A 24,591-nucleotide genomic window follows, 5' to 3' on the forward strand; every position below is an offset into this window, starting at 1 on the left:
ACGTCCCCATATACTAGGTATCCAGATAACTCCCACGCGCTGTGGGAGTTATTATTTATTGATGTAACGCCGGAGCTGACATGAAAACCAAACTTAACGAACTGCTTGAATTCCCTACTCCATTTACTTACAAAGTAATGGGGCAGGCGTTGCCTGAGCTGGTTGATCAGGTGGTTGAAGTGGTACAGCGCCATGCGCCAGGTGATTACTCTCCGACGGTAAAACCGAGCAGCAAAGGCAACTACCACTCGGTCTCAATCACTATTACTGCTACACACATTGAGCAGGTTGAAACGCTGTACGAAGAATTAGGCAATATCGATATCGTACGCATGGTACTGTAAAAACCTGTTGGTTACCCGCTGCATCCCCGCTCGGGTAACCCCTCCCTCCTGTGATATACTTTTCCCCCTCTTTTATATTCTCTACTCTATGTGAGTATCTACGGAGATGCCGTTTTGTATCAGGATAAAATTCTTGTCCGCCAGCTCGGTCTTCAACCTTACGAGCCAGTTTCTCTGGCCATGCACGAATTCACCGATACCCGCGATGAAAACAGTTATGACGAAATCTGGCTGGTAGAGCATTATCCTGTTTTTACCCAGGGTCAGGCAGGTAAAGCAGAGCACGTACTGATGCCAGGAGATATTCCGGTGATCCAGAGCGATCGTGGCGGTCAGGTGACTTATCACGGGCCGGGCCAGCAGGTCATGTATGTGCTGTTGAACCTGAAGCGTCGTAAACTTGGCGTTCGCGAACTGGTTACGCTGCTGGAGCAAACCGTTGTGAATACCCTTGCGGAAATCGGTATTGACGCCCACCCGCGAGCCGATGCGCCTGGCGTATACGTTGGAGAGAAGAAAATCTGCTCTTTGGGGTTACGTATTCGTAAAGGTTGTTCATTTCACGGCTTAGCGCTCAATGTGGATATGGACTTGTCGCCTTTCCTGCGTATTAATCCTTGTGGTTATGCCGGAATGGAAATGGCGAAGGTATCGCAGTGGGATAGCACCGCCACGACCGAGAGCATTCGCCCAAGGCTGCTGGCCAACATTCTGGCGCTGTTGGGTAACCCACCGCACGAGTACATCGCGGACTGAAAATACGCGCATACTTTGCCACGGCATACGTTGTGGCAAATGGCACAAAACAACAACTATTTTACATTTTGCCAGCCTGTCAGGCTGCTTTCTGGCCCGTTTCAATGATATACTGCGTATCACTAATTCAAAAATAGTTGATAAATGCAACATTCCCTTGAATTGAAACGCTTTCCTTCGTAATTCGCAACTGGAACACGCAAGCTATGAGTAAACCCATTGTGATGGAACGCGGTGTTAAATACCGCGATGCCGATAAGATGGCTCTTATCCCGGTAAAAAATGTGGCAACAGAGCGTGAAGCCCTGCTGCGTAAACCGGAATGGATGAAAATAAAACTGCCAGCGGACTCCACTCGCATCCAGGGCATCAAAGCGGCAATGCGCAAAAATGGCCTGCACTCTGTCTGCGAAGAAGCTTCCTGCCCTAACCTGGCTGAATGTTTCAATCACGGAACTGCAACCTTTATGATCCTCGGCGCAATCTGTACCCGCCGTTGCCCATTCTGTGACGTTGCTCATGGCCGTCCGGTTGCTCCTGATGCTAACGAGCCGTTAAAACTTGCTCAGACGATTGCTGACATGGCGCTGCGCTATGTCGTCATTACCTCCGTTGACCGCGACGATCTGCGTGACGGCGGCGCTCAGCACTTTGCTGACTGCATCACCGCTATTCGTGAGAAAAGCCCGTCGATTAAAATCGAAACGCTGGTGCCTGACTTCCGTGGTCGTATGGATCGCGCGCTGGATATTCTTACCGCCACTCCGCCGGATGTGTTTAACCACAACCTTGAAAACGTACCACGTATTTATCGCAATGTACGCCCCGGGGCTGACTACAACTGGTCACTGAAGCTTCTGGAACGTTTCAAGGAAGCGCACCCGGAGATTCCGACTAAATCAGGTCTGATGGTCGGTCTGGGCGAAACCAATGCGGAAATCATTGAGGTCATGCGTGACCTGCGCAGTCATGGTGTAACTATGTTGACGCTGGGGCAGTATTTACAGCCAAGCCGCCATCACCTGCCGGTTCAACGCTATGTGAGCCCGGATGAGTTCGATGAGATGAAAGCCGAAGCTATGGCAATGGGCTTTACCCATGCAGCCTGCGGTCCATTCGTTCGCTCTTCTTACCATGCTGACATGCAGGCCAAAGGGCTGGAAGTGAAGTAATCGTGTAATACTCACTTACATATCAGCAATAAAAAAACCGGCAAATTGCCGGTTTTTTTTCATGCAGAGTATGCAGTATGAGCATCATGCTCCTGACATTACTCTTTATGAGAAAGCTTCTCAGCCTGAACGCTACCATCAGCATCTTTCTTAGCATCGGCATTATCGTCGTTCATTGCTTTCTTGAAGCCCTTGATTGCCGTTCCCAGGTCTCCACCCAGTGTACGTAACTTCTTGGTACCAAACAGCAGAACAACCAGTGCGGCAACCACCAGCAGTTTGGTAATACTAATCTCACCCATAGATACCTTCTTGACTTAAACCAGGCTGCATAAAGCGCCATATTAACCTGAGAATATTAACGGCCTTTCGACGCGCGCACACAATAGCAATCTGTAACAAGGTGAATCAAGCCTTGTTTAAAAAAACGTCATAATAATTGCGGTGGCGCAAAGCGTCGGTTACTTAACACCGGGAGTTGTGCCCTAACCTGCCTCACCCGTTCGGCGGAAACCTCGGCCATAATTAGCGCGGGCGTTTCTGCCGCAGCAGCAATGGTCACACCAAAGGGGTCGATGACCCTGCTTTGGCCGATATTCTTGTTACCGCACTCTCCCGCCGCAATCAAGTAACACGTCGCATCTAACGCTCTTGCCGCCAAAAGCGTAGCCCAGTGATGCTCTTTAAGCGCTCCCCGAACCCAGGCTGCGGGTAAGACAAGAATTTCCGCTCCCTGCAATGCGTGCGCCAGCGCCAACTCAGGAAAGCGCAGATCATAACAGGTCATTAACCCTACTTTTAACCCGTCTACGTCCAGCAGCGGCGCTATGGCGTCCCCTGCATCCACATTTCGTGACTCCTGAATCGAAAAGGCATCATAGAGATGTAATTTAGCGTAATGGGCCACGACCTGACCTGCCCGTAGCGCCACCAGCATGTTAAACGCCCGGCCTGGCACAGAAGGAACATGAATCGTCAGGATTGTCGTCATCTCGTTTTGCGCGCTTTCTCGCAGCAAGCGCGTCAAAAATCCGCCCTCCAGCAGTTGAGCTGATTTCACTGACAGGTCTGGGTCCAGATCGTCACGGGCCAGAAGCGCCTCCGGTAATACCAGCAGCGACGCCCCCTCTCCTGCAGCCTGAGACATCAAAAAGACGCAGGTTTCTGCATTTTTTTCCCATGAAGGTCCCACGGCAAATTGCCCTGCTGCAACGAACATATTCCCTCCAGAAAACGTTGTTAGGCTCGCCAACCACGATTATTCAGCGTTACACTCATCCTATATACAATCAAATAGCAGGATTATGCAGTGTTACAACTCCTTTTAGCGGTTTTTATCGGTGGTGGTACAGGTAGTGTAGCAAGATGGATGTTGAGCATGAGGTTTAACCCGCTACATCAGGCCATCCCATTCGGTACACTGGCTGCAAACTTACTTGGCGCATTTATCATTGGTATGGGTCTGGCGTGGTTTAATCGCATGACTAACATTGATCCAATGTGGAAGGTACTGATTACCACTGGCTTTTGCGGGGGACTAACAACGTTTTCCACTTTCTCAGCTGAGGTGGTGTTTTTGCTACAGGAAGGACGTTTTGGTTGGGCTATGGTGAATGTACTGGTTAATCTGTTGGGATCATTTGCGATGACCGCCCTGGCATTCTGGCTGGTTTCGGCCTCTCCCGCGCACTGAAGCGAAAAAAAACCCGCAATTAAGCGGGTTTTGAATGCTTGCTGTCGTATGCTTACAGAGCGATTACGTTTGCAGCAGAAGGGCCTTTGGCACCGTTAGTGATTTCGAACTCTACACGCTGACCTTCAGCCAGAGTTTTAAAACCATTGGTCTGGATTGCAGAGAAGTGTACGAACACGTCTTTGCTGCCATCTTCCGGAGTAATGAAACCGAATCCTTTGGACTCATTAAACCACTTAACGTTACCTTTAATCTTAGACATCAAAATTACCTTTACATGAAAAATAGACACAAATGCTGTGTCGGGTATCAGTACAACAATTGTGGTGGACTTTGTCCAGTCGAACTTTATCAAAAAGTGATAAATGTCGCGTTATTTTTCAGTTAAAGTTAATATCGCACTGTTTTTAAAAGACTTTTTAATAATCCACCTGACAATACAGGTAGTCCATCAAAACTGGAAACGCATCCATGCAAAGTAGACGTTACCGTTGTTGTACGTTCCCGGAATGTAGGTCATCTGGAACGTTGCCGGACCATACCCTATCGATGCCAGCGGTAACAGCACGGGTACCGGAATGTAGTTCCAGTTATCGCGCGCGGTAAAACCGGCGGTAAAACCGAGACCTGTGTGGAAATTTTCATCTGCCAGCGGTCGCCAGGTTTTTTCCCAGCCATAACCACCAATGGGTTCCCATTTATTGTAGGAATCCTTAAAGGCCATTATATAAAGCCCGTGCCAGTTACCTTTATCATCCCAACGGGATTGACCAAAGCCCGCCCCCCATGGGCGTTCATTGTAGCGATCCGTTTTTTCTTTATCATAAGCAAAACGAGCATGCCAGGTAATAGCCGGCACGTACAGATCATAATGTTCTGGCTGCTGCCAGGTTTCACTGACGTTGTCTTTAAAAGTAGCGAACCAGCCTTTATCTTCAGCAGCGCCCTGGGGAATGAAAGCTAACTGAATAAAAAGAAATGAAAAAATGAGAAAATATCGTTTAGCGACAATCACAACTTAATTACCATCCTGGGATTTATTATTAATTGTAGCAAACCCAACCTTAATGTTAGCTTAACAAAAATGCGCAGCTAAAAAATCAGAATAATCCTCAGCCTATAATTTTTAAGATAATTATCCATGAGTTTATTGAGCCATCTAATAGGAACTATTTTCTCTTTATTGCCAATAAATTGTTCTTTCCTGCGAAAAAAGTTAAATGCCATCACAATAAATTAACAATTAATATTCATCATCGCCACAAAACACACACATCAGCGCTGCGCTTCACAGTTTCTTATTGTGAGATTCTTTTTTAAACCGCGATGCTGAAAAAACGGCTTAACCATCGCTTGAATCCGTATTTTTATTGATTTTAATCAGCAAGAGTTATCGGTTTATTAGGCACATTCTGTCACCACTTTTTACTTTTTTTAGTTTTTTTACTTTCTGGGCAGCAATGCGACAGGGGAAACGATGTTGACATTTATTGAACTCCTTATTGGGGTTGTGGTTATTGTGGGTGTAGCGCGCTACATCATTAAAGGTTATTCCGCGACAGGCGTACTGTTTGTTGGTGGTCTGGTTTTGCTGATTATCAGTGCGCTGATGGGGCATAAAGTTTTGCCGTCCAGCGCGGCATCAACGGGCTATACGGCAACAGACATTGTTGAATATATTAAAATTTTGCTGATGAGCCGTGGTGGCGATCTCGGCATGATGATCATGATGCTGTGTGGTTTTGCCGCTTATATGACCCACATTGGCGCGAACGATATGGTCGTTAAGCTGGCCTCCAAGCCTCTGCAATACATCAACTCACCTTATCTGCTAATGATTGCCGCCTATTTTGTCGCCTGCCTGATGTCACTGGCGGTTTCGTCAGCAACCGGTCTGGGCGTATTGCTGATGGCAACACTGTTCCCGGTCATGGTTAACGTTGGGATCAGCCGTGGCGCCGCAGCGGCCATTTGTGCCTCCCCTGCTGCAATTATTCTTTCACCAACATCCGGTGATGTGGTGCTGGCGGCAAAAGCTGCGGAAATGCCGCTGATCGATTTCGCCTTTAAAACCACGCTGCCAATTTCCATTGCCGCCATCATTGCTATGGCGATTGCCCACTTTTTCTGGCAGCGTTTTCTGGATAAAAAAGAGAACATTTCTCATGAAATGTTAGATGTGGCTGAAATCACCACGACTGCTCCGTCATTTTACGCCATTCTGCCGTTTACCCCGATTGTTGGCGTCCTGATTTTTGATGGTAAATGGGGTCCACAGCTGCATATCATTACGATTCTGGTTCTGTGCATGCTCATCGCGGCTATTCTGGAGTTCGTACGTGGGTTCAACACCCAAAAGGTTTTCTCTGGTCTGGAAGTCGCTTACCGTGGCATGGCGGATGCCTTTGCTAACGTGGTGATGTTGTTAGTCGCTGCGGGTGTTTTTGCCCAGGGCCTGAGCACAATCGGCTTTATTCAGAGTCTGATTTCTATCGCTACCTCGTTTGGTTCGGCGAGCATTATTCTGATGATGGTGCTGGTGATCCTGACTATGCTGGCGGCAATGACTACGGGTTCCGGTAACGCCCCGTTCTATGCCTTCGTTGAGATGATCCCTAAGCTGGCGCATTCCTCCGGCATTAACCCAGCTTACCTTGTTATCCCGATGCTGCAGGCGTCAAACCTTGGACGCACAATCTCCCCGGTCTCCGGCGTGGTGGTTGCTGTTGCTGGTATGGCGAAGATTTCTCCGTTCGAAGTGGTGAAACGTACCTCGGTTCCGGTTCTGGTTGGGTTGTTGGTTGTGATTATCGCAACTGAAGTGATGGTACCAGGTTCTTCTTCAGCCGTCGTTGGCGGCTGATACTCAGAGAAATGTAGGCCGGATAAGGTATTCACGCCGCATCCGGCATTTCGATTGCAACGTTGCCGGATGTCGATGCTAAAGCATCTTATCCGGCCTACGTCAGAAATCAGCATTTAGCCGCCGTGATAGATACGCTGCGGCCTACCCACCTTACCGTGAATAATCTCCGCAATAATCAAATGACGGCTGGCACAGTACTCCAGGTAGCGTCTGGAAGTCGTTCGGCTGATGGTGAGCGCCTGGGCGATCGTTTCTGCTGTATGGTGTACCGTCGGATCGGCGAATAATTTCAGCACTGCATTCAGCGTTAAGGCATCAATCCCGGTCGGTAAATCCCCTTTCGGCTCGCCCCGCGCGTAGGCATTAAACATCTCATCTATCTGCTTTTGACTGGCGCTATCATTACCCGCCAACATGCGTCGACGCTGTTGATAACGCGTCAGGGTCTGCCCCAGCCGCTCGTAGGCAATGGGTTTGACCAGGTAATCGAACGCGCCGCTGCGCACAGCTTCGGAGACTGTTTCCATGTCGCTGGCCGCCGTGGTAAACACCACACCGCCCGGATAACGCGCCTGGGTTAGCTCATGCAATAAGGTAATTCCCTTGCCGTCCGGCAAGTAGTTATCGAGCAGAATCAAACCGGGCTTAAAACGCTCAATCATCATCCTCGCCTGCGCAAGATTACCCGCCAGCCAAATCTGGCTGAAGCCAGGTATATGGCGGATATATTCAGCATGCATTTCCGCCAGTAGCGTTTCATCCTCAACGATCAATAGCGTTAATGGTTCCGTCATTGTTTTTTTTCACTTTCGGAAGAAATAAAGAAAATAAGGTGCCGCAGGGGGAGTTATCTTCGAGCGTAATCACCCCGTCACAGCGCCTCACATAACTAGCAATAAGATACAAACCGATGCCATGTTCACCTGGTTCATCGGTACGGGTGCTCACACCCTGTTCAAATATTTTTTCACGCAATGCTTCCGGCACACCGCATCCCTGATCGGCAACTTCGATGATCACGTCATCCCCTTCATCGCTCAAATAGAGTTCGACGACCTTGTTGCCTTGCTGGGTGCGCAAGCTCGCTTCAAATGCATTATCAAGCAGATTGCCAACAATTGCTGCAAACTCTGTGCTATCCAGCCCCTCGGGGAGTTGATGCAGTTGGCTGCCCGGAACAATAGTCATGGTGAGACCCAGTTCCCGCGCGCGCTGCACCTTGCCAAACAACAGACCGGCTACCTGACGATCGACAAACGCGCCGCGCAGGCTGTCAATCAGTTGCTGTTGCGCCTGGGATTCCCCCTGCACCATGGCCAGAACCTTGTCATACTCTTTCATTTGCAGCAGACCATTGATGGTCGACATCCAGTTCAGGTGCTCATGACGCAGCGTCCTCAGGCTCTCTACATACTGTTTGATTTGCGTTAACTGCGCATTAAGAGTAGCAATTTCATCTTTACTACGAAAACTGATGATTGCCCCAAGCAGTTCGTCACCGGAGCGAATCGCCTCACGGTTGGCGATAACGCTCAGTCCATTAAAGTTGACCATCGCGTCCTGTCGTTTTTCCGCAATCTGTTGGGTGAAAAAGTCCGCTGGCTGAACCACCTCACTCACCGGTTTTCCAAGCCACTTTCTCCCAGGTGAAGACAGCCCCAGCATTTTCCTCGCACTGCGGTTTATTGCGGTGATATATCCATCAGGATCCACGGCAATCAATCCTTCATATACCGAGCTGAACAACGCTTCCTGCTGACGTACCACACGCGCAATTTGTTTCGGTTCCATACCCAACATCTGCCGACGAATATGGGCAGCGAAAAACCAGGAGAGCAGCATAAGTACCAGCAACAGGAGGATAAACACGCCGGCCATCGGAAGTAAGAAGTCCGATCGCCAGCTATCGATTTTGCTGATCAGATAACCAATTGAGACTACGCCAATGATTTTGCCATCGTCATCAAAGATGGGCGTTTTAGCGCGCATTGCCATCCCGATGGACCCTTTACCGGTAATAAAGTAGCTCTCGCCTTTTTCCAGCGCACCGGGTTTGGTGAACTGCATCGGATAGCCAATCTTTTCCGGGTTCGGATGATATAGACGAATGGAGTTGGTATCCCCGATAACCACATAGTCGAAGTCAGTTCCGCTCTGCAGTTTGTCGGCAATCGTCGCCAACCGCTTGTAATCACGATGCTTAACCGCTGTGATGATACTGTCGTTAGAGGCGATGATTTTGGCCTGATTCATTGCCATATCGCGGACATGCGTTGCCAGATAATCTTCAAAGCTGGCGGTGAAGTATTGTGCCAGGGCGGCAATGATAAAAACAGAAACGACCAGAATGAGCAGAAAGATACGTAAAGGAAACGCCAGACTGCGGAAAAAAGGAAACCGTGTTTTATTTTTCTGTTCTGCCATCACATTTTTCCTCACCGACGTTAACTAAAACTAATTTCTCATTGTAGTTGTAATTAAAATGTTCTATTTACACGTTATGGTATAAAACAAGATCGTTGCAGATTCCCCACCTTAAATCAATTAAACAAATTAAAACCACACCTTATTTTAGGGTTAAATTAATTAAAAAACTTAAAACCATAAAACACATTAAAACCTTCTAACTTATTGTGAAATAAATCAAAAATTACCTCCAAAATACCCCTTACGATGTATGCAGCAGGGAAAAAAAGAAATACTCCGTAATAAAAAACCATTCCCTTCAATTGCAAACAAAACGTTATCAGGTTGCTAAACAGAGCAACAAAAACAGAAACCCAGTAACAAATATAGCATCGGGGCTCTATTCACTATGTTCGGTAATAATATATTCACGCAAGTTAAACGCTCAGAAAATAAAAAGATGGCGGCTATCGCGCAATTTCTGAAAGAGAATGATTTGAGCGTAGATACGAGCGTCGAAGTATTTATCACCGTCACCCGTGACGACCGTCTGATTGCCTGCGGTGGTATCGCTGGGAATATTATTAAGTGTGTCGCAATCTGTGAATCTGTCCGCGGCGAGGGTTTAGCGCTGACGCTGGCGACTGAGTTAATCAACCTTGCCTATGAACGCCATTGTACACACCTCTTCATCTATACCAAAACCGAGTACGAATCGCTGTTTAAACAGTGCGGTTTTTCTACGCTCACCAGCGTTCCCGGCATTATGGTATTGATGGAAAACAGCACCACACGTCTGAAACGCTACGCCGAATCACTGGCAAAACAGCGTCATGATGGGAAAAAAATTGGCTGTATCGTCATGAACGCCAACCCCTTCACCAACGGACACCGTTTTCTGATCCAACAGGCGGCCGCGCAATGTGACTGGCTGCATCTGTTTTTGGTGAAAGAAGATACCTCACGTTTTCCGTATGAAGACCGCCTGGATCTGGTGCTTAAAGGAACAAAAGACATTCCACGTTTAACCGTGCATCGCGGTTCGGAGTACATCATTTCCCGCGCCACGTTCCCGTGTTACTTCATCAAAGAACAGAGCGTTATTAACCACTGCTACACCGAAATAGACCTGAAAATCTTCCGCCAGTATCTGGCTCCGGCTCTCGGCGTCACGCACCGCTTCGTCGGTACTGAGCCGTATTGCACCGTCACCTCCCAGTATAACAACGACATGCGTTACTGGCTGGAGACCCCAACGCTTCCCGCCCCGCCGATTGAACTGGTGGAAATTGAGCGGCTGTGCTTCCAGGAGATGCCGATTTCCGCCTCCTGGGTGCGCAAGCTGCTGGTTAAAAAAGATCTCACGGCTATCGCATCCCTGGTCCCTGACGCCACGCTGCAGTATCTGCAAAGCATGGTTGAGCGAGCCTCATCGGGTGCGGCAGTCCGCCAAAATACCCCCGCATTAGCAACAGGTGAAAAATGAAAATAAACCAGGCAGCCGTCGCAGGCACACTCGAGTCCGGTGATGTGATGATTCGCATCGCCCCACTCGATTCGCAGGATATTGACCTGCAGGTTAACAGTAGCGTCGAAAAGCAGTTCGGTGATGCCATCCGGGCCACCATTCTGGACGTTCTGTCCCGCTACAACGTACGCGGCGTGCAATTGAATGTTGATGATAAAGGCGCACTGGACTGCATTTTACGTGCGCGACTGGAAGCACTACTGGCCCGCGCTGGCGGTATTCCGGCACTGCCATGGGAGGATTGCCAGTGATTTCCGAATCTTTGCAACAACGTAAAACTCGTACTCGCCGCAGCATGTTGTTCGTACCGGGCGCCAATGCCGCCATGGTCAGCAACTCGTTCATCTACCCGGCAGATGCACTGATGTTCGACCTGGAAGACTCCGTCGCGTTGCGTGAAAAAGATACCGCTCGCCGCATGGTGTACCACGCGCTGCAGCATCCGCTGTATCACGACGTTGAAACCATCGTGCGTGTAAACGCCCTCGACTCCGAATGGGGTATCAACGACCTTGAAGCCGTGGTACGTGGCGGTGCTGACATCGTACGTTTACCGAAGACCGATACCGCGCAGGATGTCATCGACATCGAAAGCGAAATTCTGCGTATCGAAAACGCCTGTGGCCGTGAGCCAGGCAGCACCGGTCTGTTAGCCGCCATCGAATCGCCGTTAGGCATTACCCGCGCGGTAGAAATTGCCCATGCTTCCGAACGTCTGATCGGTATTGCCCTGGGTGCGGAAGACTATGTACGTAACCTGCGCACTGAGCGCTCACCGGAAGGTACTGAACTGCTGTTTGCCCGCTGCTCTATTTTGCAGGCTGCACGTTCTGCCGGTATTCAGGCGTTCGACACCGTGTATTCCGATGCCAACAACGAAGCGGGTTTCCTGCACGAAGCCGCACATATCAAGCAACTGGGTTTTGACGGCAAATCGCTCATCAACCCGCGCCAGATCGAACTCCTGCACAACCTGTACGCCCCAACGCGCAAAGAACTGGCTCACGCCCGTCTGGTTGTGGAAGCCGCTGAAGCCGCTGCTCGCGAAGGTCGTGGCGTAGTTTCCCTGAACGGCAAAATGGTCGACAGCCCGGTTATCGAGCGCGCCCTTCTGGTTATCTCCCGTGCAGAACTTTCCGGCATTCGCGAAGAATAAGGCAAAAAAATGACGCAGAAAATCGAACAGTCTCAACGCCAGGATCGCGTGGCGACCTGGAGCCGTCATGCAGAAAGTGAGCTTTCCGCTTATCAGAGCACCGCAAAAGTAGAATTGCAGGCGCAAAAACCGCGCGACAAAAAGCTGTGCGCTAACCTGGAAGACGCTATTCGTCGTTCAGGTTTACAGGATGGTATGACTATCTCTTTCCACCACGCTTTTCGTGGTGGCGATCTGACGATTAACCTGGTGATGGACGCCATCGCCAATATGGGCTTTAAAAATCTGACGCTGGCCTCCAGCTCTCTGAGCGACTGCCATGCTCCACTGGTTGAGCACATCCGTCAGGGCGTGGTCAGCCGCATTTATACCTCCGGTCTGCGTGGTCCGCTGGCGGAAGAAATCTCACGTGGCCTGCTAGCCGAACCGGTACAAATTCACTCCCACGGTGGCCGTGTGCACCTGGTGCAAAGTGGCGAGCTCAGCATTGATGTGGCGTTCCTCGGCGTGCCGTCCTGCGACCAGTTTGGCAACGCCAACGGTTATACCGGTAAAGCGTGCTGCGGCTCACTGGGCTATGCCCGCGTAGACGCCGAAAACGCGAAACAGGTTGTCCTGCTGACTGAACAGCTGCTGACCTATCCGCATAACCCGGCCAGCATTACGCAGGATCAGGTAGATCTGATCGTGCAGATCGATCAGGTCGGCGATGCGGACAAAATTGGTGCCGATGCGACCCGCATGACCACCAACCCGCGTGAACTGTTAATCGCCCGTAGCGCGGCTGAGGTCATTGCTAATTCCGGCTACTTCAACGAAGGCTTCTCACTGCAGACAGGAACCGGCGGCGCCTCTCTGGCCGTTACGCGTTTCCTGGAAGACAAAATGCGCAGCCGCGATATCCGTGCCGACTTCGCGCTGGGCGGCATTACCGCTACCATCGTTGACCTGCACGAAAAAGGCCTGATTCGCAAACTGCTGGACGTTCAGAGTTTTGACCGTAACGCCGCAGAATCGCTGGCCCGCAATCCAAACCACATTGAGATCAGTGCCAACCAGTATGCCAACTGGGGCTCAAAAGGCGCATCCGTCGATCGTCTGGACGTCGTGGTGCTCAGCGCGCTGGAAGTTGATACCAGCTTCAACGTCAACGTACTGACCGGTTCTGACGGCGTACTGCGCGGCGCATCCGGTGGTCACTGCGATACCGCGGTTGCCGCTGCGCTGTCTATCATCGTCGCGCCGCTGGTTCGCGGACGCATCCCGACCCTGGTTGATAACGTGCTGACCTGCGTAACCCCAGGCTCCAGCGTTGACATTCTGGTCACTGACCACGGTATCGCCGTCAACCCTGCACGTCCGGAACTGGCAGAACGTCTGAAAGAAGCCGGTATGAAAGTGGTGTCCATTGAATGGCTGCGCGAACGTGCACAGCAGCTCACCGGTCAGCCACGCGCTATCGAATTCACTGACCGCGTGATTGCCGTTGTGCGTTACCGCGATGGTTCAGTGATTGACGTTGTGCATCAGGTGAAGGAATAAACCATGCACCTGCTCCCTGAAAACGCCACCCAACACGCGGTTTCCATTCCCGAGCTGCTAGCCAGCCGCGATGAGAGACAGGCAAGGCAACAGGAGTGGCTGACACGCCACTCTGCGCCGCTGGTCTCGTTTACCGTCGTCGCACCGGGACCGATTAAAGACAGCGAATTAACCCGTCGTATCTTTAATCACGGCGTAACCGCCTTGCTCGCGTTGGCGAAACAATCCACCTGGATTGTCAGGGAGCAAACAGCGCTGGTTTCTGCCAGCGGTCCAGAAGGTCTTTTGTCTATTGAGGCTCCGGCCCACGACCTCAAGCTCGCCACAATTGAACTTGAGCATTCACACCCGCTGGGACGGCTATGGGATATCGATGTCCTGACCCCTGAAGGGGAAATTCTGTCCCGGCGTCATTTCGCACTCCCTGCCCGCCGCTGTCTGCTGTGCGAGCAAAGTGCTGCCGACTGTGCGCGGGGTAAAACCCACGCGCTTTCCGACTTACTCACTCAGATGGAGGCACTGCTGCATGATGCCGATTCCCGCAACATCAACCAATAACGCAGTCCTTCCTCTGGATCTGCCTGATGCTTACGCAACGCTTGCGTGGCGCGCCATGTTGACTGAAGTCAACCTGTCGCCCAAACCCGGTCTGGTAGATCGTATTAACAACGGCGCGCATAAAGATATGGCGTTGGAAGATTTTCATCGCAGCGCTGAAGCGATTCAGTCATGGCTGCCACGTTTTATTGAATATGGGGCGTTTAGCGCACAGCTATCGCCTGAAGATGTATTGAAAGGACTGCGCCCGCTGGGCATGGCCTGCGAAGCCGATATGTTCCGCGCCACCGCCGGGGTGAACACCCATAAAGGGAGCATCTTTTCACTCGGACTGCTGTGTGCCGCCATTGGCCGCCTGCACCAGCTCCAACTCACTGTTACCGCTGAAACCATTTGCTCTACAGCAGCAACATTTTGCCGTGGCCTGACCGAGCGCGAACTGCGCCAGAACAATCAACAACTCACGGCTGGCCAACGTCTTTATCAGCAATTGGGATTAACCGGCGCACGGGGCGAAGCCGAAGCGGGATATCCGCTAGTCATCCAGCATGCCCTGCCGCACTACCGCGCACTGCTGACTCAGGGCCGCGACCCTGAACTGGCGTTACTCGACACATTATTGCTGCTGATGTCTATCAACGGCGACACCAACGTGGCTTCACGTGGCGGCGCAGAAGGTCTGCGTTGGCTACAGCAGCAGGCCACCGCCCTGATGCAGCAAGGGGGGATTCGTACCCCTGCCGATCTCGAATATCTACACCAGTTCGACCAACAGTGCATTGAACGCAACCTCAGTCCCGGAGGCTGCGCCGATCTGCTGATCGTCACCTGGTTCTTAGCTCAGATTTCACAAGTTCATCATTATCACAATTAAAGATCCTTTCCGGAGAATCACACACATGTCTTTAGCAAAAGATAAAATATGGAAGTTATTGGCCCCCCTGGTCGTCATGGGTGTCATGTTTCTTATCCCCGTCCCTGATGGAATGCCTCCACAGGCCTGGCACTACTTTGCCGTGTTTGTGGCGATGATCGTCGGTATGATCCTGGAGCCAATTCCGGCAACAGCGATCAGCTTTATCGCCGTAACGATCTGCGTTATCGGCAGCAACTATCTGCTGTTTGATGCTTCAGAACTGGCCGACCCGGCGTTTAAAGCGGGTAAGCAAGCGCTGAAATGGGGTCTGGCTGGCTTCTCCAGCACCACCGTGTGGTTGGTGTTTGGTGCGTTTATCTTCGCACTGGGTTATGAAGTCACCGGTCTGGGTCGTCGTATCGCGCTGTTCCTGGTGAAATTCATGGGTAAACGTACCCTGACGCTGGGCTATGCGATTGTTATCATCGACATTCTGCTGGCACCGTTTACTCCATCTAACACTGCGCGTACCGGTGGCACCGTATTCCCGGTTATCAAAAACCTGCCGCCGCTGTTTAAATCATTCCCGAACGATCCTTCCGCGCGCCGTATCGGTGGATATTTGATGTGGATGATGGTCATCAGTACCAGCCTGAGTTCCTCGATGTTCGTGACCGGCGCTGCGCCTAACGTGCTGGGTCTGGAATTCGTCAACAAAATTGCCGGTATTCAAATCAGCTGGTTGCAGTGGTTCCTCAGCTTCCTGCCGGTCGGTATTATTTTGCTGATCGTTGCTCCGTGGCTGTCATACGTTCTGTACAAACCAGAAGTTACTCACAGTGCTGAAGTTGCCGCTTGGGCCGGTGATGAACTGAAAGGCATGGGTAAACTTACCCGTAAAGAGATAACGCTGATCGGTCTGGTATTGCTCAGTCTGGGTCTGTGGGTCTTCGGTGGTAAACTAATTGATGCAACCGCAGTGGGCCTGCTGGCTGTTTCCCTGATGCTGGCGCTGCACGTTGTACCGTGGAAAGACATTACCCGTTATAACAGCGCATGGAACACTCTGGTTAACCTCGCCACGCTGGTCGTTATGGCGAATGGTTTAACCCGTTCAGGCTTCATCGACTGGTTCGCCAACACTATGAGCACGCACCTGGAAGGCTTCTCGCCTAACGCGACCGTGATCGTTCTGGTGCTGGTGTTCTACTTTGCTCACTACCTGTTTGCCAGCCTTTCCGCTCACACCGCCACCATGCTGCCGGTTATTCTGGCCGTCGGTAAAGGTATCCCGGGCGTGCCAATGGAACACCTGTGTATCCTGCTGGTACTGTCCATCGGTATCATGGGCTGTCTGACTCCATATGCAACAGGCCCTGGCGTTATCATCTACGGCTGTGGTTATGTGAAGTCCAAAGACTACTGGCGTCTGGGTGCTATCTTCGGCGTTATCTACATCGCTATGCTTCTGCTGGTCGGTTGGCCGATTCTGGCAATGTGGAGCTAATCATTCCCGTTCATGCCTGATGAAAATGATGCCAGTCAGCTAAACCTGACTGGCATTTTTTATGATTAAATAGATGATATTCAGAATTTATATAAGTGTCCGAAATCATCATGACATCAACATGGCGTTATTCTTCGTTGCTGGCAGCACTCCTGCTACCAGTTTCTGCAGCTCAGGCCGATGAACTTCAGGCAAAACAGTACGCTGATTTTGACAGCTACGTGTTGGCTCTCTCCTGGCAAACCGGATTTTGTCAGAGCCAACACGAGCGTAATCGTCAGGAGCCTGACGAATGTCGTTTGCAAAAAGAGAGCGCAGACAAAGCTGATTTCCTGACCGTTCACGGTTTATGGCCCAGCCTGCCTAAATCCATTGCTGCCCGTGGAGTAGACAATCGCCGTTGGATGCGTTTTGGCTGCGCGACTCGCCCTATTCCCAACCTGCCTGAAGCCCGCGCCAGCCGTAAATGCGCGGCCCCCGAAACCGGGCTGTCGCTGGAAAGCGCGGCAAAACTCAGCGCCGTAATGCCCGGCGCTGGAGGGAGATCCTGTCTGGAACGTTACGAGTATGCCAAACATGGCGCGTGTTTCGGTTTTGATCCCGACGCGTACTTCGGCACGATGGTACGGCTGAATAATGAGGTTAAGAACAGCGAGGTGGGCAAATTCCTGGCGGAAAACTACGGCAAAACCGTCAACCGTAACGCATTTGACGCCGCCGTTGCCAAAAGCTGGGGCAAAGAGAACGTCAAAGCTGTGAAGCTAAGCTGCCACGGCAATCCAGCGTATCTCACTGAGATCCAGTTATCCCTGAAAGCCGACAACATCAACCAGACGTTATCTGCCCAGTCATTCTTACCGCAACCGCATCCGGGTAGCTGCGGTAAACAGTTTATTATCGACAAAGTGGGATACTGAAACTTGCGACCGACGCTGCGAGCTGGCGTCGGTCCGTAAACTTAGCGTTTTGCACGGGCGTCCGGGCGAACTAAATCAAAACGATGTGTTTCACTGATCGAATAATACGCCGTTGGCCCACCTGCACGCAGTACCGGTTTCGCTTTCGCCGTCTGATAGATGCCGTCTTCCAGGAGCGTTTCATCTATGTGAATGCCTACCACTTCTCCCAACACCATCCAGGTATCAACCGGTGAGCCATCAGCGGTAGTCAGTTGCAGGCTTTGCGATAAGCGACACTCGAAATTGACCGGGCTTTGCGCCACGCGCGGCACGTTGACTATCCGGCTATCTGCCTTGCTAAGCCCGGCGGCAAAAAACTCGTCCTCACCGTGCGGCAAGCTGGCTGACGTTTCGTTCATCGCAGTGGCCAGCTCAAGAGTCGTCAGGTTCCAGACAAATTCACCGGTTTCGATAATATTCTGCACGCTGTCTTTCCAGCCGCTGCTGGCGAAACCGATAATCGGCGGATGATAGTTAAAACAGTTAAAGAAACTGTATGGTGCCAGATTGTGCCGACCGTTGCTGTCACGCGACGCAATCCAGCCAATCGGGCGCGGTCCAATGATGGCATTTAGCGGATCATGCGGTAAGCCGTGTCCCTGTGACGGTTGATAGAAATACATAGCGTTCCCTGTTGAAGTTAACGTCAGCGCAGCACAAATTATGCTTCGCTCATCCCCCTGGAAAAAGAAGATCAGCGTAGAACAATCTGCCAACGATTACGACTGAATAAAGTTGAGCAGGTCACCGTTGATCTGTTGCTTATGGGTGGTGCAGATGCCATGCGAGCCGCCGACATATACCTTTAACTGCGAGTCCGGCAGCATTTCCGCCGCGACCTTTCCGCAGGTATCAAACGGGACAATCTGATCGTCATCACCGTGGATCACTAGCGTCGGGATGGTCATCTTTTTGAGGTCTTCACGCAGATCTGTTTCCGAAAACGCGTGTATACAGTCGTACAACGCTTTGATGGAACCCTGTAAACCTTGTTCAACAAAACTTTCCCTGACGGCTTTCGACTCTTTTGCGCCAGGACGATTGTAGCCATAGAATGCAGCGGTCAGCTCATAGAAAAAGGCGGCGCGATCGTTCACAACCCCCTCACGGATGCCATCGAATACCTCTTTCGGCACGCCATTTGGGTTAAAGTCAGTCTTGATCATAATGGGCGTCACCGCGCCAATTAACACCGCTTTTGCCACCCGCTGCGTCCCATGCCGGCCAATATAACGAGCCACTTCCCCACCGCCGGTAGAGTGCCCAACATGTACGGCATCTTTAAGATTGAGATGCGCGGTAAGTTCAGCCAGGTCGTCAGCATACTGATCCATATGATGTCCATCCCAGGGTTGGGCCGAACGCCCATGTCCGCGCCTGTCATGGGCGATCACACGAAATCCTTTCGATCCAAGGAACAGCATTTGATCTTCAAACGCATCTGCCGTCAGCGGCCAACCGTGACTAAACACAATAGGTTGTCCACTTCCCCAGTCTTTAAAATGCAAATAGCTGCCGTCTTTCAAGGTAAGTTTGTCGTACTGGCTCATGAGATCTCCTGTCGCGGAACACTGAGTTGTTTGACGCGCCCGCAGCGAGCGCTTAAAAAGCATAATGCAAATTGGAGAACGATCACGTTTTTCGGCTAAAATCACACCATATGCGACAATGTTGATGATTTACCTGAATGTGAACTAAATCACTTCAAACATGGGGTAAGTCTCAGTATCATCATAAAAGCTAAACCCTTGCCGCCTGACGGTGAGGGTTTTCTTTTGGGATTATTTACCTGCGCACCCGCAGTATCGACGACATGGAGTAATAAATGTCCAGACCAACTATCATCATTAACGACCTCGATGCGGAACGCATTGACCGCCTGTTGGAGCAACCTGCGTTTGCTGGTTTACCGATTGCCGACGCCCTTAACGCCGAGCTGGATCGTGCCCAAATGTGTTCTCCAGAAACCATGCCGCACGACGTCGTGACCATGAACAGCCGCGTGAAATTCCGCAATCTGAGTGATGGCGAAGTCCGTGTGCGTACCCTGGTGTATCCGGCCACTATGACTGACAGCAACACACAGCTTTCGGTAATGGCACCTGTCGGCGCTGCACTTCTGGGGCTGCGCGTTGGTGATACCATTCACTGGGAACTGCCAGGCGGGACCTCAACACACCTCGAAGTTATCGAGCTTGAGTACCAGCCTGAAGCTGCAGGCGACTACCTGCGCTAACTCTGTCTTATCAAAGCCACTCGCTTTATCTTACAGGGGATGCATCCGCATCCTCTTTCCGGTTAGATCTCCCTGCTCCTCGCTTTCTTTCCTGTTCGCAAAACATAAATCTGTGTCGTGACTGACAGAATCATTTTTAATACTATGCTGTTATGTGTTCATGTAATGACAAGGAGAATGTTTATGTACAACACAATCATAATGCCAGTTGATGTATTCGAAATGGAACTGAGCGACAAGGCTATTCGCCATGCAGAATTTCTGGCCCAGGATAAAGGGGTTATCCATCTACTGCATGTGCTGCCAGGCTCAGCGAGCTTAAGCCTGCACCGCTTTGCAGCCGATGTCCGTCGTTTTGAAGAGCATCTGCAACACGAAGCGGAAACCCGTCTGCAAACGATGGTCGGTCACTTCAGCATCGATCCTTCCCGTATTAAGCAACACGTCCGCTTTGGCAGCGTCCGTGACGTGGTCAACGAGTTGGGTGAAGAGTTGAATGCGGATGTCGTTGTCATTGGGTCGCGTAACCCATCAATCAGCACCCATCTGCTCGGCTCTAACGCTTCCAGCGTTGTTCGACACGCGACTTTGCCAGTGCTGGTTGTTCGTTAACAGCCACTGATTTGCTAAAGAAAACCCCTGCCAGGTTAACGCCTGACAGGGGTTTTTATTACCTCACGATTAATACAAATGGCCGATATTCACGATGGAGCTGATCGTATCGCCAAAAAACGTCAGACGGCTCAGGAATATGCCAACAAACAGCAGGGCGAAAAGCGCTTTTGCGCGACGCTCGCCCTGACGGCTAAGCACAAAGGCCACCGCCAGACACACCAGACTCGCCAGATAAAGTGGCGACGTCAGCCAGGCATGCGCCGTCATCTGCATGATGGTGCCACCGCTTAGCCAGATAATGGGTGCGGCGATCATGACTGCCATACACACGACAATCCCCTGGCGCAATGCAGCAACGGCAGGTGCGAGGTTAAGCAGTGGAATCGCAGCACACCCCATCACCCACACCGTGATGAAGAACAACAGCATTGTCAGACCGTTGGCAATCGCCACCATTGCCGGGGCGGCATAGGTCATCCCCTGTACCGCCACCAGTGCGATACCGAGAACAGAGGCCAGAACAGCTGGTGCTTTGTGCCCTTTTGCCAAAAACGTCACCCCGACAGCTGCACCGTATAAAGTGGCGCCCAGAATCTCTCGGCTCAGCCAGGCGTGCTGCAGGTTGATCAAGGCATCGTAGGCGCGATCCGGATGCGCAAGGTGTAATATCGCCGCCACGGACGCCGCCGCCAGAACCAGTCCACTTACCAGCCAGTACAGGCGCTTGCTCTCCAGTTTTCCTTGCAGCACACGCAGCGTCAGAATGAGCGTGATCCCAACCGACATTTGGCTTAATACGGTAAAAATGACCAGAGGAAGTTCATACTTTTCCATTACTTGGCCTCCGGCTGCTTTGGTTGACGCGCAAGGATAAAACGCGTGCCAGGATTAAGCTGCGGCATACGCGGGAATCCCGGCGGATACTGCACCGCATTATCAGGTATAGGATCGGCATCCAGATCGATAAGCGTCAGCGCACCTACCGGACAGGCATTCACGCACGCCGGCTGCATGCCAACATCAAGACGCTCATAGCACATGCTGCATTTTTCTGCTTTTTTCGTCTCTTCATTAAAGCGCGGCGCACCGTATGGACAGTTGCGAATACAGTTTTTGCATCCGATACAACGTTCCGGGTTATGCACTACAACGCCATCCTCACGTTTGGTGTACGCCTCTACCGGACAAGCCGCCAGGCAGGCCGGATTTTCGCAGTGGTTACAGGCCAGCGAGTAGAACGCTCGCTCTTCATGCGGATAAATTTCTTTATCCAGCGGGTAGACGTAGCGCCAGAAACGTTCTGGCTCCAGCTGGTTAAAACTCTTACACGCCATCGCACAGCCACGGCAGCCGATACACTTATCGCTATTAACTAAAAACGCGCGCCTCATGCCGCTGCTCCTTTATCGATCAAAATGATGTCCGCAAACTGACTATGGATGGCCGCACCTGGCGCACCAGTTTTCATCAAGCCCATATCGGCTGGAGTATCCGCCACTACGTTTTGAACGTTGTATTTCCGTTTCGGGAACCAAGCCTCGTACATCACCAGGAAATCCTCCGGAACGTTAGCGGTTACCTTCGCACGTAACTCCACCTCACCTGCGGTGTTAAACACTTTCACCAGGTCATTTTCAGCGATGCCTCTTTTCCCGGCGGAAACCGGGTGCATATAAACAAACGGTTCAGGATAGAAGACCTGCATCCAGTCAAGGTTGATGAATTGGGAATGGATACCGAACTGGACATGCGGCGTAAACAGGTGGAATGGCAACGTGCTTTTTGCCTCCGGTTTGTATTCCGGCAGCGCCGTATGACCATTTTTCTCACACAGCTCAGATTTGAACTCAAACTTTCCAGAGGGCGTTTTAAACTTACGGTCATACCAGGCCGCAGAACTTGGCAGAATGGCTTTTTTCGGCCCTTCCAGTAAATCATCCCAGGAGGAGATACCAAACATTTTGGCCATTCCGTCATTGAACTCCTGGTCCAGCCAGCGCTTATGATCGAACTCCTGCGGGAATGTGCAAGAACCCGGCTCCAGCTTGTTGATTGTGCGGGAAAGTAAAACGGCGATTTCCAGATCGCATTTTGCCTCATACATTGGCTTAATTGCAGGCTGGTTGATTGAGAGCCAGTAGTGCCAATATGAGGCGTCTACGTTCCACTCTTCAAAGGCTGTGGTGACAGGCAAAACGATATCGGCATGCTGGACGGTCTCGTTAAAGAACTGGTCGGCGCACACCACCATTTCCAGTTTTTCGAATGCTTTTTCCATCTTGCTGCGATCAAAATCCTGAGCAAACGGGTTCTTACAGGCAACCCAAAGCATTCGGACTGGCGGCTCATTGGCTTCCAGAATTCCCTTTGCGGTCTGGTTGATATTCAACGAGCGATCGGAATACTGTGCGACTTCCCCCGCAGAACCAAACTCGCTGGTTGTGCCCGCCGCCCCCGGCATCCCAATGGAGCCTACCGGTGGCTTCTGCAACATGGCATTGTAGTTAAAGCCCCAGGTATGCAAATGACCGTAGCGAGCGCCACCACCCTCAATGCCAATATTGCCGGTCATTGCCACAAAGGCATCGATAGCCCGTACGTTAGCGCCGCCGTTGACATGGCGCTGCATGCCGTAGCCAATCCACACGGTAGCAGGGTTAACCGCGGTAAATTCTTCCGCCAACTGGCGAATAACATCCGCCGACAGCCCGCAAATTTCAGATGCCCACTCTACGGTAACGTTATTACGCAAATACTCTTCAAATTCAGCATAACCATGGGAATAGTTGTTAACGAAATCCTGATCAACCAATCCTTTGTCCACCAGGTGGCGTGCCATGCCCAGCGCCAGAGCGCCATCTGATCCTGGCCGAACACGTAAATAGAGATCGGCTTTCGCAGCGGTTTGGGTTAACAGTGGATCGATAACGACCACTTTTGCGCCTTTTTCCCGCGCCTGATAGATGTACTTCATGGTGTGCATAGAGCACCAGGCCGGGTTAGCGCCCCAGATAATAATGTATTTGGCTTTCACCATATCTTCCGGGTCGTTACACCACATGTCGCCCATGTCGTAGTTTTGCGCGTCGATACCGGCTGGCCAGCAAGGTGTTCCGGCAAAACGGGTGGTGTAACCCAGTGAAGACATCATCCCTTCAACGGCATAGTTCAATACACCAAATTTGCCTGAGTACTTGGTCAGCGCCAGACCCAACATTGAACCATCTTTCTTTTTAATCTCCAGCATCTTGGTCGCAATGCGCTGCATTGCTTCATCCCAGGAGATACGACGCCAGTTACCGCTGCCGCGAACATCCTGAACCATCGGATATTTAATGCGGTCCGGGCTGTATACCCTACGTGGATAGCTCAATCCCTTCACACACGGAGTTCCATGCGTAAACGTTGATTCAGGCGCGCCTTCCACAAAGGTGATGACGTCATCCTTCACCCAGGTTTTCAGGCTACAAGTGTCATAGCAGTTACGTGGACAGGCGTTACGATAGATTTTGTAGGTTTTGGGATTAAACGGAATTGGCGGTTGCGCCAATGCACAGCGTGAAGTCAGCAATCCCCCTGGCAGGGCAGCCACCGTTCCAAGGGCAATCAACCCTTTCAAAAATGAACGTCTGTTCAGAACTCCCGGTTCATTACTCATATTGATACTCTCGTGTTTAATTCATCAAGCCAAAAAGACAACCTTTCCGCGACGTTTTTCAACGTAACGGTTTGTGCATTTATATGTATTTTTTCTATATACGCGGGCATCCACATCGCTATATACTCAATTACATATCGAGTCATAACGATCTGGTATTCTGCTGATATCCTGGCATTAGCCGATAATAAAACTGCTAATTCCAATACGCAGGAAATATGATCATCCGGGATATTATTTACATGGTTTATAGATAGACCTATATTTGCCATGAATTCCCGAATGCTTAAGGTTGATTTACCCATTACGAGGGCATCTTCTTCAAGGTATACCGAAGCGAACGGCGGGGCTTTTAGCGTCTGCGGCCCAACAAATAGTGCATTGAAGTCGTACTCCGCCTCCAGCCACTCCTGCTCTGTTAGCGTTGAGGCATTTGTATCTAAAGCTGAATAAGCCGCTTTCAGCGTGTAACTATCGTGAGAGATAAAAAAATCACGTAACAATAACCCTGTCGATTCAAAGATCGTCAGGGTTTCATATATTTCACCCATGAATTAACCAACCATTTATTCACACAACAAATGAAAAAATAATGCAGGTTAATATAATAAAGATAACGCCCTCTCTTTCTTTGATGAAAATAATGATCAGGCTAATTAAGTGAATGTTTTAAACGGTTTATTGTTTCAAGAATTGACAATTTAAGTGTATGGAAATAAAAAACCGCCAGCGGATGACT

General features: G+C 50.8%; 27 protein-coding genes. 15 read left to right on the forward strand and 12 right to left on the reverse strand.

Annotation, left to right across the window (positions count from 1 at the left end):
* Window positions 1–80 precede the first annotated feature (80 nt).
* The 3 genes from ybeD to lipA all read left to right on the forward strand — a co-directional run bounded on the left by ybeD (window position 81) and on the right by lipA (window position 2,272).
* Window positions 81–344 carry a DUF493 family protein YbeD gene (gene ybeD, locus OGX90_RS21575; protein ID WP_003022706.1) on the forward strand — a complete coding sequence of 88 codons (264 nt, stop codon included), beginning with the start codon at window positions 81–83 and terminating at the stop codon, window positions 342–344.
* A 114-nt stretch (window positions 345–458) separates the two neighbouring features.
* On the forward strand, window positions 459–1,100 hold the full coding sequence (lipB, locus tag OGX90_RS21580; RefSeq protein ID WP_003831286.1) for a lipoyl(octanoyl) transferase LipB: 642 nt from the start codon (window positions 459–461) through the stop codon (window positions 1,098–1,100).
* A gap of 206 nt (window positions 1,101–1,306) precedes the next feature.
* Window positions 1,307–2,272, forward strand: a complete 966-nt coding sequence (lipA, locus tag OGX90_RS21585; protein ID WP_003022702.1) for a lipoyl synthase — start codon at window positions 1,307–1,309, stop codon at window positions 2,270–2,272.
* Window positions 2,273–2,370: 98 nt separating this feature from the next.
* Here lipA and tatE read toward each other — a convergent pair whose 3' ends face one another.
* Together tatE and OGX90_RS21595 are read right to left on the reverse strand one after the other, a co-directional pair.
* A complete protein-coding gene (gene tatE / locus OGX90_RS21590; RefSeq protein WP_003022699.1) occupies window positions 2,371–2,574 on the reverse strand; it encodes a twin-arginine translocase subunit TatE in 204 nt (67 codons plus the stop codon).
* Window positions 2,575–2,702: 128 nt separating this feature from the next.
* On the reverse strand, window positions 2,703–3,491 hold the full coding sequence (locus OGX90_RS21595; protein WP_198801712.1) for a deaminated glutathione amidase: 789 nt from the start codon (window positions 3,489–3,491) through the stop codon (window positions 2,703–2,705).
* Between the two features lie 90 nt (window positions 3,492–3,581).
* On the opposite strand from OGX90_RS21595, the gene crcB reads away from it, so the two are divergent.
* A complete protein-coding gene (crcB, locus tag OGX90_RS21600) occupies window positions 3,582–3,965 on the forward strand; it encodes a fluoride efflux transporter CrcB (RefSeq protein WP_003831281.1) in 384 nt (127 codons plus the stop codon).
* A 52-nt stretch (window positions 3,966–4,017) separates the two neighbouring features.
* Here the strand turns inward: crcB and cspE are convergent, their stop codons facing one another.
* Both cspE and pagP read right to left on the reverse strand, forming a co-directional pair.
* Window positions 4,018–4,227 carry a transcription antiterminator/RNA stability regulator CspE gene (gene cspE, locus OGX90_RS21605; RefSeq protein WP_000034825.1) on the reverse strand — a complete coding sequence of 70 codons (210 nt, stop codon included), beginning with the start codon at window positions 4,225–4,227 and terminating at the stop codon, window positions 4,018–4,020.
* A gap of 189 nt (window positions 4,228–4,416) precedes the next feature.
* Complete coding sequence (gene pagP / locus OGX90_RS21610) at window positions 4,417–4,980, reverse strand: lipid IV(A) palmitoyltransferase PagP (RefSeq protein WP_003831280.1); 564 nt, start codon at window positions 4,978–4,980, stop codon at window positions 4,417–4,419.
* A gap of 462 nt (window positions 4,981–5,442) precedes the next feature.
* On the opposite strand from pagP, the gene dcuC reads away from it, so the two are divergent.
* Window positions 5,443–6,828: an anaerobic C4-dicarboxylate transporter DcuC gene (gene dcuC / locus OGX90_RS21615; RefSeq protein WP_003022136.1), complete on the forward strand. Its 1,386-nt coding sequence runs from the start codon at window positions 5,443–5,445 to the stop codon at window positions 6,826–6,828.
* Window positions 6,829–6,944: 116 nt separating this feature from the next.
* Here dcuC and dpiA read toward each other — a convergent pair whose 3' ends face one another.
* Window positions 6,945–7,625 (reverse strand): two-component response regulator DpiA, encoded by a 681-nt coding sequence (gene dpiA, locus OGX90_RS21620; RefSeq protein WP_003831279.1) that lies wholly within the window; start codon window positions 7,623–7,625, stop codon window positions 6,945–6,947.
* Complete coding sequence (gene dpiB, locus OGX90_RS21625) at window positions 7,594–9,255, reverse strand: sensor histidine kinase DpiB (protein ID WP_234692205.1); 1,662 nt, start codon at window positions 9,253–9,255, stop codon at window positions 7,594–7,596. Before dpiB ends, dpiA begins: the two co-directional genes overlap by 32 nt.
* A 391-nt stretch (window positions 9,256–9,646) precedes the next feature.
* On the opposite strand from dpiB, the gene citC reads away from it, so the two are divergent.
* The 8 genes from citC to rna all read left to right on the forward strand — a co-directional run bounded on the left by citC (window position 9,647) and on the right by rna (window position 17,301).
* Window positions 9,647–10,723 (forward strand): [citrate (pro-3S)-lyase] ligase, encoded by a 1,077-nt coding sequence (gene citC, locus OGX90_RS21630; protein WP_234692204.1) that lies wholly within the window; start codon window positions 9,647–9,649, stop codon window positions 10,721–10,723.
* The gene (gene citD / locus OGX90_RS21635; protein WP_003831276.1) at window positions 10,720–11,016 is read left to right on the forward strand and encodes a citrate lyase acyl carrier protein; all 297 of its coding nucleotides are present in this window, start codon (window positions 10,720–10,722) and stop codon (window positions 11,014–11,016) included. The genes citC and citD overlap by 4 nt, the downstream gene beginning before the upstream one ends.
* Window positions 11,013–11,921, forward strand: a complete 909-nt coding sequence (locus OGX90_RS21640; RefSeq protein WP_003831275.1) for an aldolase/citrate lyase family protein — start codon at window positions 11,013–11,015, stop codon at window positions 11,919–11,921. Before citD ends, OGX90_RS21640 begins: the two co-directional genes overlap by 4 nt.
* A gap of 9 nt (window positions 11,922–11,930) precedes the next feature.
* The gene (citF, locus tag OGX90_RS21645; RefSeq protein ID WP_008784078.1) at window positions 11,931–13,463 is read left to right on the forward strand and encodes a citrate lyase subunit alpha; all 1,533 of its coding nucleotides are present in this window, start codon (window positions 11,931–11,933) and stop codon (window positions 13,461–13,463) included.
* Between the two features lie 3 nt (window positions 13,464–13,466).
* Window positions 13,467–14,021: a citrate lyase holo-[acyl-carrier protein] synthase gene (gene citX, locus OGX90_RS21650; protein WP_234692203.1), complete on the forward strand. Its 555-nt coding sequence runs from the start codon at window positions 13,467–13,469 to the stop codon at window positions 14,019–14,021.
* Window positions 13,990–14,895 (forward strand): triphosphoribosyl-dephospho-CoA synthase CitG, encoded by a 906-nt coding sequence (gene citG, locus OGX90_RS21655; protein ID WP_003831272.1) that lies wholly within the window; start codon window positions 13,990–13,992, stop codon window positions 14,893–14,895. The genes citX and citG overlap by 32 nt, the downstream gene beginning before the upstream one ends.
* A gap of 25 nt (window positions 14,896–14,920) precedes the next feature.
* Window positions 14,921–16,384: a citrate/succinate antiporter CitT gene (gene citT, locus OGX90_RS21660; RefSeq protein WP_003831271.1), complete on the forward strand. Its 1,464-nt coding sequence runs from the start codon at window positions 14,921–14,923 to the stop codon at window positions 16,382–16,384.
* Window positions 16,385–16,494: 110 nt separating this feature from the next.
* Entirely contained in the window at window positions 16,495–17,301 is an 807-nt protein-coding gene (rna, locus tag OGX90_RS21665; protein WP_212024107.1) for a ribonuclease I, read from the forward strand.
* A gap of 41 nt (window positions 17,302–17,342) precedes the next feature.
* Here rna and OGX90_RS21670 read toward each other — a convergent pair whose 3' ends face one another.
* Window positions 17,343–17,966 carry a flavin reductase family protein gene (locus OGX90_RS21670; protein ID WP_286624673.1) on the reverse strand — a complete coding sequence of 208 codons (624 nt, stop codon included), beginning with the start codon at window positions 17,964–17,966 and terminating at the stop codon, window positions 17,343–17,345.
* 96 nt (window positions 17,967–18,062) lie between these two features.
* Window positions 18,063–18,893 carry an alpha/beta fold hydrolase gene (locus OGX90_RS21675; RefSeq protein ID WP_234692202.1) on the reverse strand — a complete coding sequence of 277 codons (831 nt, stop codon included), beginning with the start codon at window positions 18,891–18,893 and terminating at the stop codon, window positions 18,063–18,065.
* 275 nt (window positions 18,894–19,168) lie between these two features.
* Between OGX90_RS21675 and rnk the strand changes: the two genes are divergently transcribed.
* Both rnk and uspG read left to right on the forward strand, forming a co-directional pair.
* Window positions 19,169–19,579 (forward strand): nucleoside diphosphate kinase regulator, encoded by a 411-nt coding sequence (gene rnk / locus OGX90_RS21680; RefSeq protein WP_003831264.1) that lies wholly within the window; start codon window positions 19,169–19,171, stop codon window positions 19,577–19,579.
* Between the two features lie 183 nt (window positions 19,580–19,762).
* Complete coding sequence (gene uspG / locus OGX90_RS21685) at window positions 19,763–20,191, forward strand: universal stress protein UspG (RefSeq protein WP_003022101.1); 429 nt, start codon at window positions 19,763–19,765, stop codon at window positions 20,189–20,191.
* Between the two features lie 69 nt (window positions 20,192–20,260).
* Here uspG and OGX90_RS21690 read toward each other — a convergent pair whose 3' ends face one another.
* Genes OGX90_RS21690 through OGX90_RS21705 form a run of 4 tightly spaced genes read right to left on the reverse strand, consistent with a single transcriptional unit; the run spans window position 20,261 to window position 24,403 of the window.
* Window positions 20,261–21,028, reverse strand: coding sequence for a dimethyl sulfoxide reductase anchor subunit family protein (locus OGX90_RS21690; protein WP_071445768.1), 768 nt, complete (start codon window positions 21,026–21,028; stop codon window positions 20,261–20,263).
* On the reverse strand, window positions 21,028–21,585 hold the full coding sequence (locus OGX90_RS21695; protein ID WP_008784074.1) for a 4Fe-4S dicluster domain-containing protein: 558 nt from the start codon (window positions 21,583–21,585) through the stop codon (window positions 21,028–21,030). Before OGX90_RS21695 ends, OGX90_RS21690 begins: the two co-directional genes overlap by 1 nt.
* The gene (locus OGX90_RS21700) at window positions 21,582–23,852 is read right to left on the reverse strand and encodes a molybdopterin-dependent oxidoreductase (protein ID WP_048235898.1); all 2,271 of its coding nucleotides are present in this window, start codon (window positions 23,850–23,852) and stop codon (window positions 21,582–21,584) included. Before OGX90_RS21700 ends, OGX90_RS21695 begins: the two co-directional genes overlap by 4 nt.
* Entirely contained in the window at window positions 23,849–24,403 is a 555-nt protein-coding gene (locus OGX90_RS21705) for a TorD/DmsD family molecular chaperone (RefSeq protein ID WP_008784072.1), read from the reverse strand. Before OGX90_RS21705 ends, OGX90_RS21700 begins: the two co-directional genes overlap by 4 nt.
* Window positions 24,404–24,591: the final 188 nt, after the last annotated feature.

Origin of the sequence: Citrobacter sp. Cpo012 (assembly GCF_030333015.1) — a bacterium.
GTDB lineage: Bacteria > Pseudomonadota > Gammaproteobacteria > Enterobacterales > Enterobacteriaceae > Citrobacter > Citrobacter portucalensis.

Coding starts and splice junctions, on each gene's coding strand:
- ybeD (WP_003022706.1), top strand. CDS start 81: ATGAAAACCAAACTTAACGAACTGCTTGAATTCCCTACTCCATTTACT.
- lipA (WP_003022702.1), top strand. CDS start 1,307: ATGAGTAAACCCATTGTGATGGAACGCGGTGTTAAATACCGCGATGCC.
- tatE (WP_003022699.1), bottom strand. CDS start 2,574: ATGGGTGAGATTAGTATTACCAAACTGCTGGTGGTTGCCGCACTGGTT.
- OGX90_RS21595 (WP_198801712.1), bottom strand. CDS start 3,491: ATGTTCGTTGCAGCAGGGCAATTTGCCGTGGGACCTTCATGGGAAAAA.
- cspE (WP_000034825.1), bottom strand. CDS start 4,227: ATGTCTAAGATTAAAGGTAACGTTAAGTGGTTTAATGAGTCCAAAGGA.
- dcuC (WP_003022136.1), top strand. CDS start 5,443: ATGTTGACATTTATTGAACTCCTTATTGGGGTTGTGGTTATTGTGGGT.
- dpiA (WP_003831279.1), bottom strand. CDS start 7,625: ATGACGGAACCATTAACGCTATTGATCGTTGAGGATGAAACGCTACTG.
- dpiB (WP_234692205.1), bottom strand. CDS start 9,255: ATGGCAGAACAGAAAAATAAAACACGGTTTCCTTTTTTCCGCAGTCTG.
- citC (WP_234692204.1), top strand. CDS start 9,647: ATGTTCGGTAATAATATATTCACGCAAGTTAAACGCTCAGAAAATAAA.
- citD (WP_003831276.1), top strand. CDS start 10,720: ATGAAAATAAACCAGGCAGCCGTCGCAGGCACACTCGAGTCCGGTGAT.
- citF (WP_008784078.1), top strand. CDS start 11,931: ATGACGCAGAAAATCGAACAGTCTCAACGCCAGGATCGCGTGGCGACC.
- citX (WP_234692203.1), top strand. CDS start 13,467: ATGCACCTGCTCCCTGAAAACGCCACCCAACACGCGGTTTCCATTCCC.
- citG (WP_003831272.1), top strand. CDS start 13,990: ATGATGCCGATTCCCGCAACATCAACCAATAACGCAGTCCTTCCTCTG.
- citT (WP_003831271.1), top strand. CDS start 14,921: ATGTCTTTAGCAAAAGATAAAATATGGAAGTTATTGGCCCCCCTGGTC.
- rna (WP_212024107.1), top strand. CDS start 16,495: ATGACATCAACATGGCGTTATTCTTCGTTGCTGGCAGCACTCCTGCTA.
- OGX90_RS21670 (WP_286624673.1), bottom strand. CDS start 17,966: ATGTATTTCTATCAACCGTCACAGGGACACGGCTTACCGCATGATCCG.
- OGX90_RS21675 (WP_234692202.1), bottom strand. CDS start 18,893: ATGAGCCAGTACGACAAACTTACCTTGAAAGACGGCAGCTATTTGCAT.
- rnk (WP_003831264.1), top strand. CDS start 19,169: ATGTCCAGACCAACTATCATCATTAACGACCTCGATGCGGAACGCATT.
- uspG (WP_003022101.1), top strand. CDS start 19,763: ATGTACAACACAATCATAATGCCAGTTGATGTATTCGAAATGGAACTG.
- OGX90_RS21690 (WP_071445768.1), bottom strand. CDS start 21,028: ATGGAAAAGTATGAACTTCCTCTGGTCATTTTTACCGTATTAAGCCAA.
- OGX90_RS21695 (WP_008784074.1), bottom strand. CDS start 21,585: ATGAGGCGCGCGTTTTTAGTTAATAGCGATAAGTGTATCGGCTGCCGT.
- OGX90_RS21700 (WP_048235898.1), bottom strand. CDS start 23,852: ATGAGTAATGAACCGGGAGTTCTGAACAGACGTTCATTTTTGAAAGGG.
- OGX90_RS21705 (WP_008784072.1), bottom strand. CDS start 24,403: ATGGGTGAAATATATGAAACCCTGACGATCTTTGAATCGACAGGGTTA.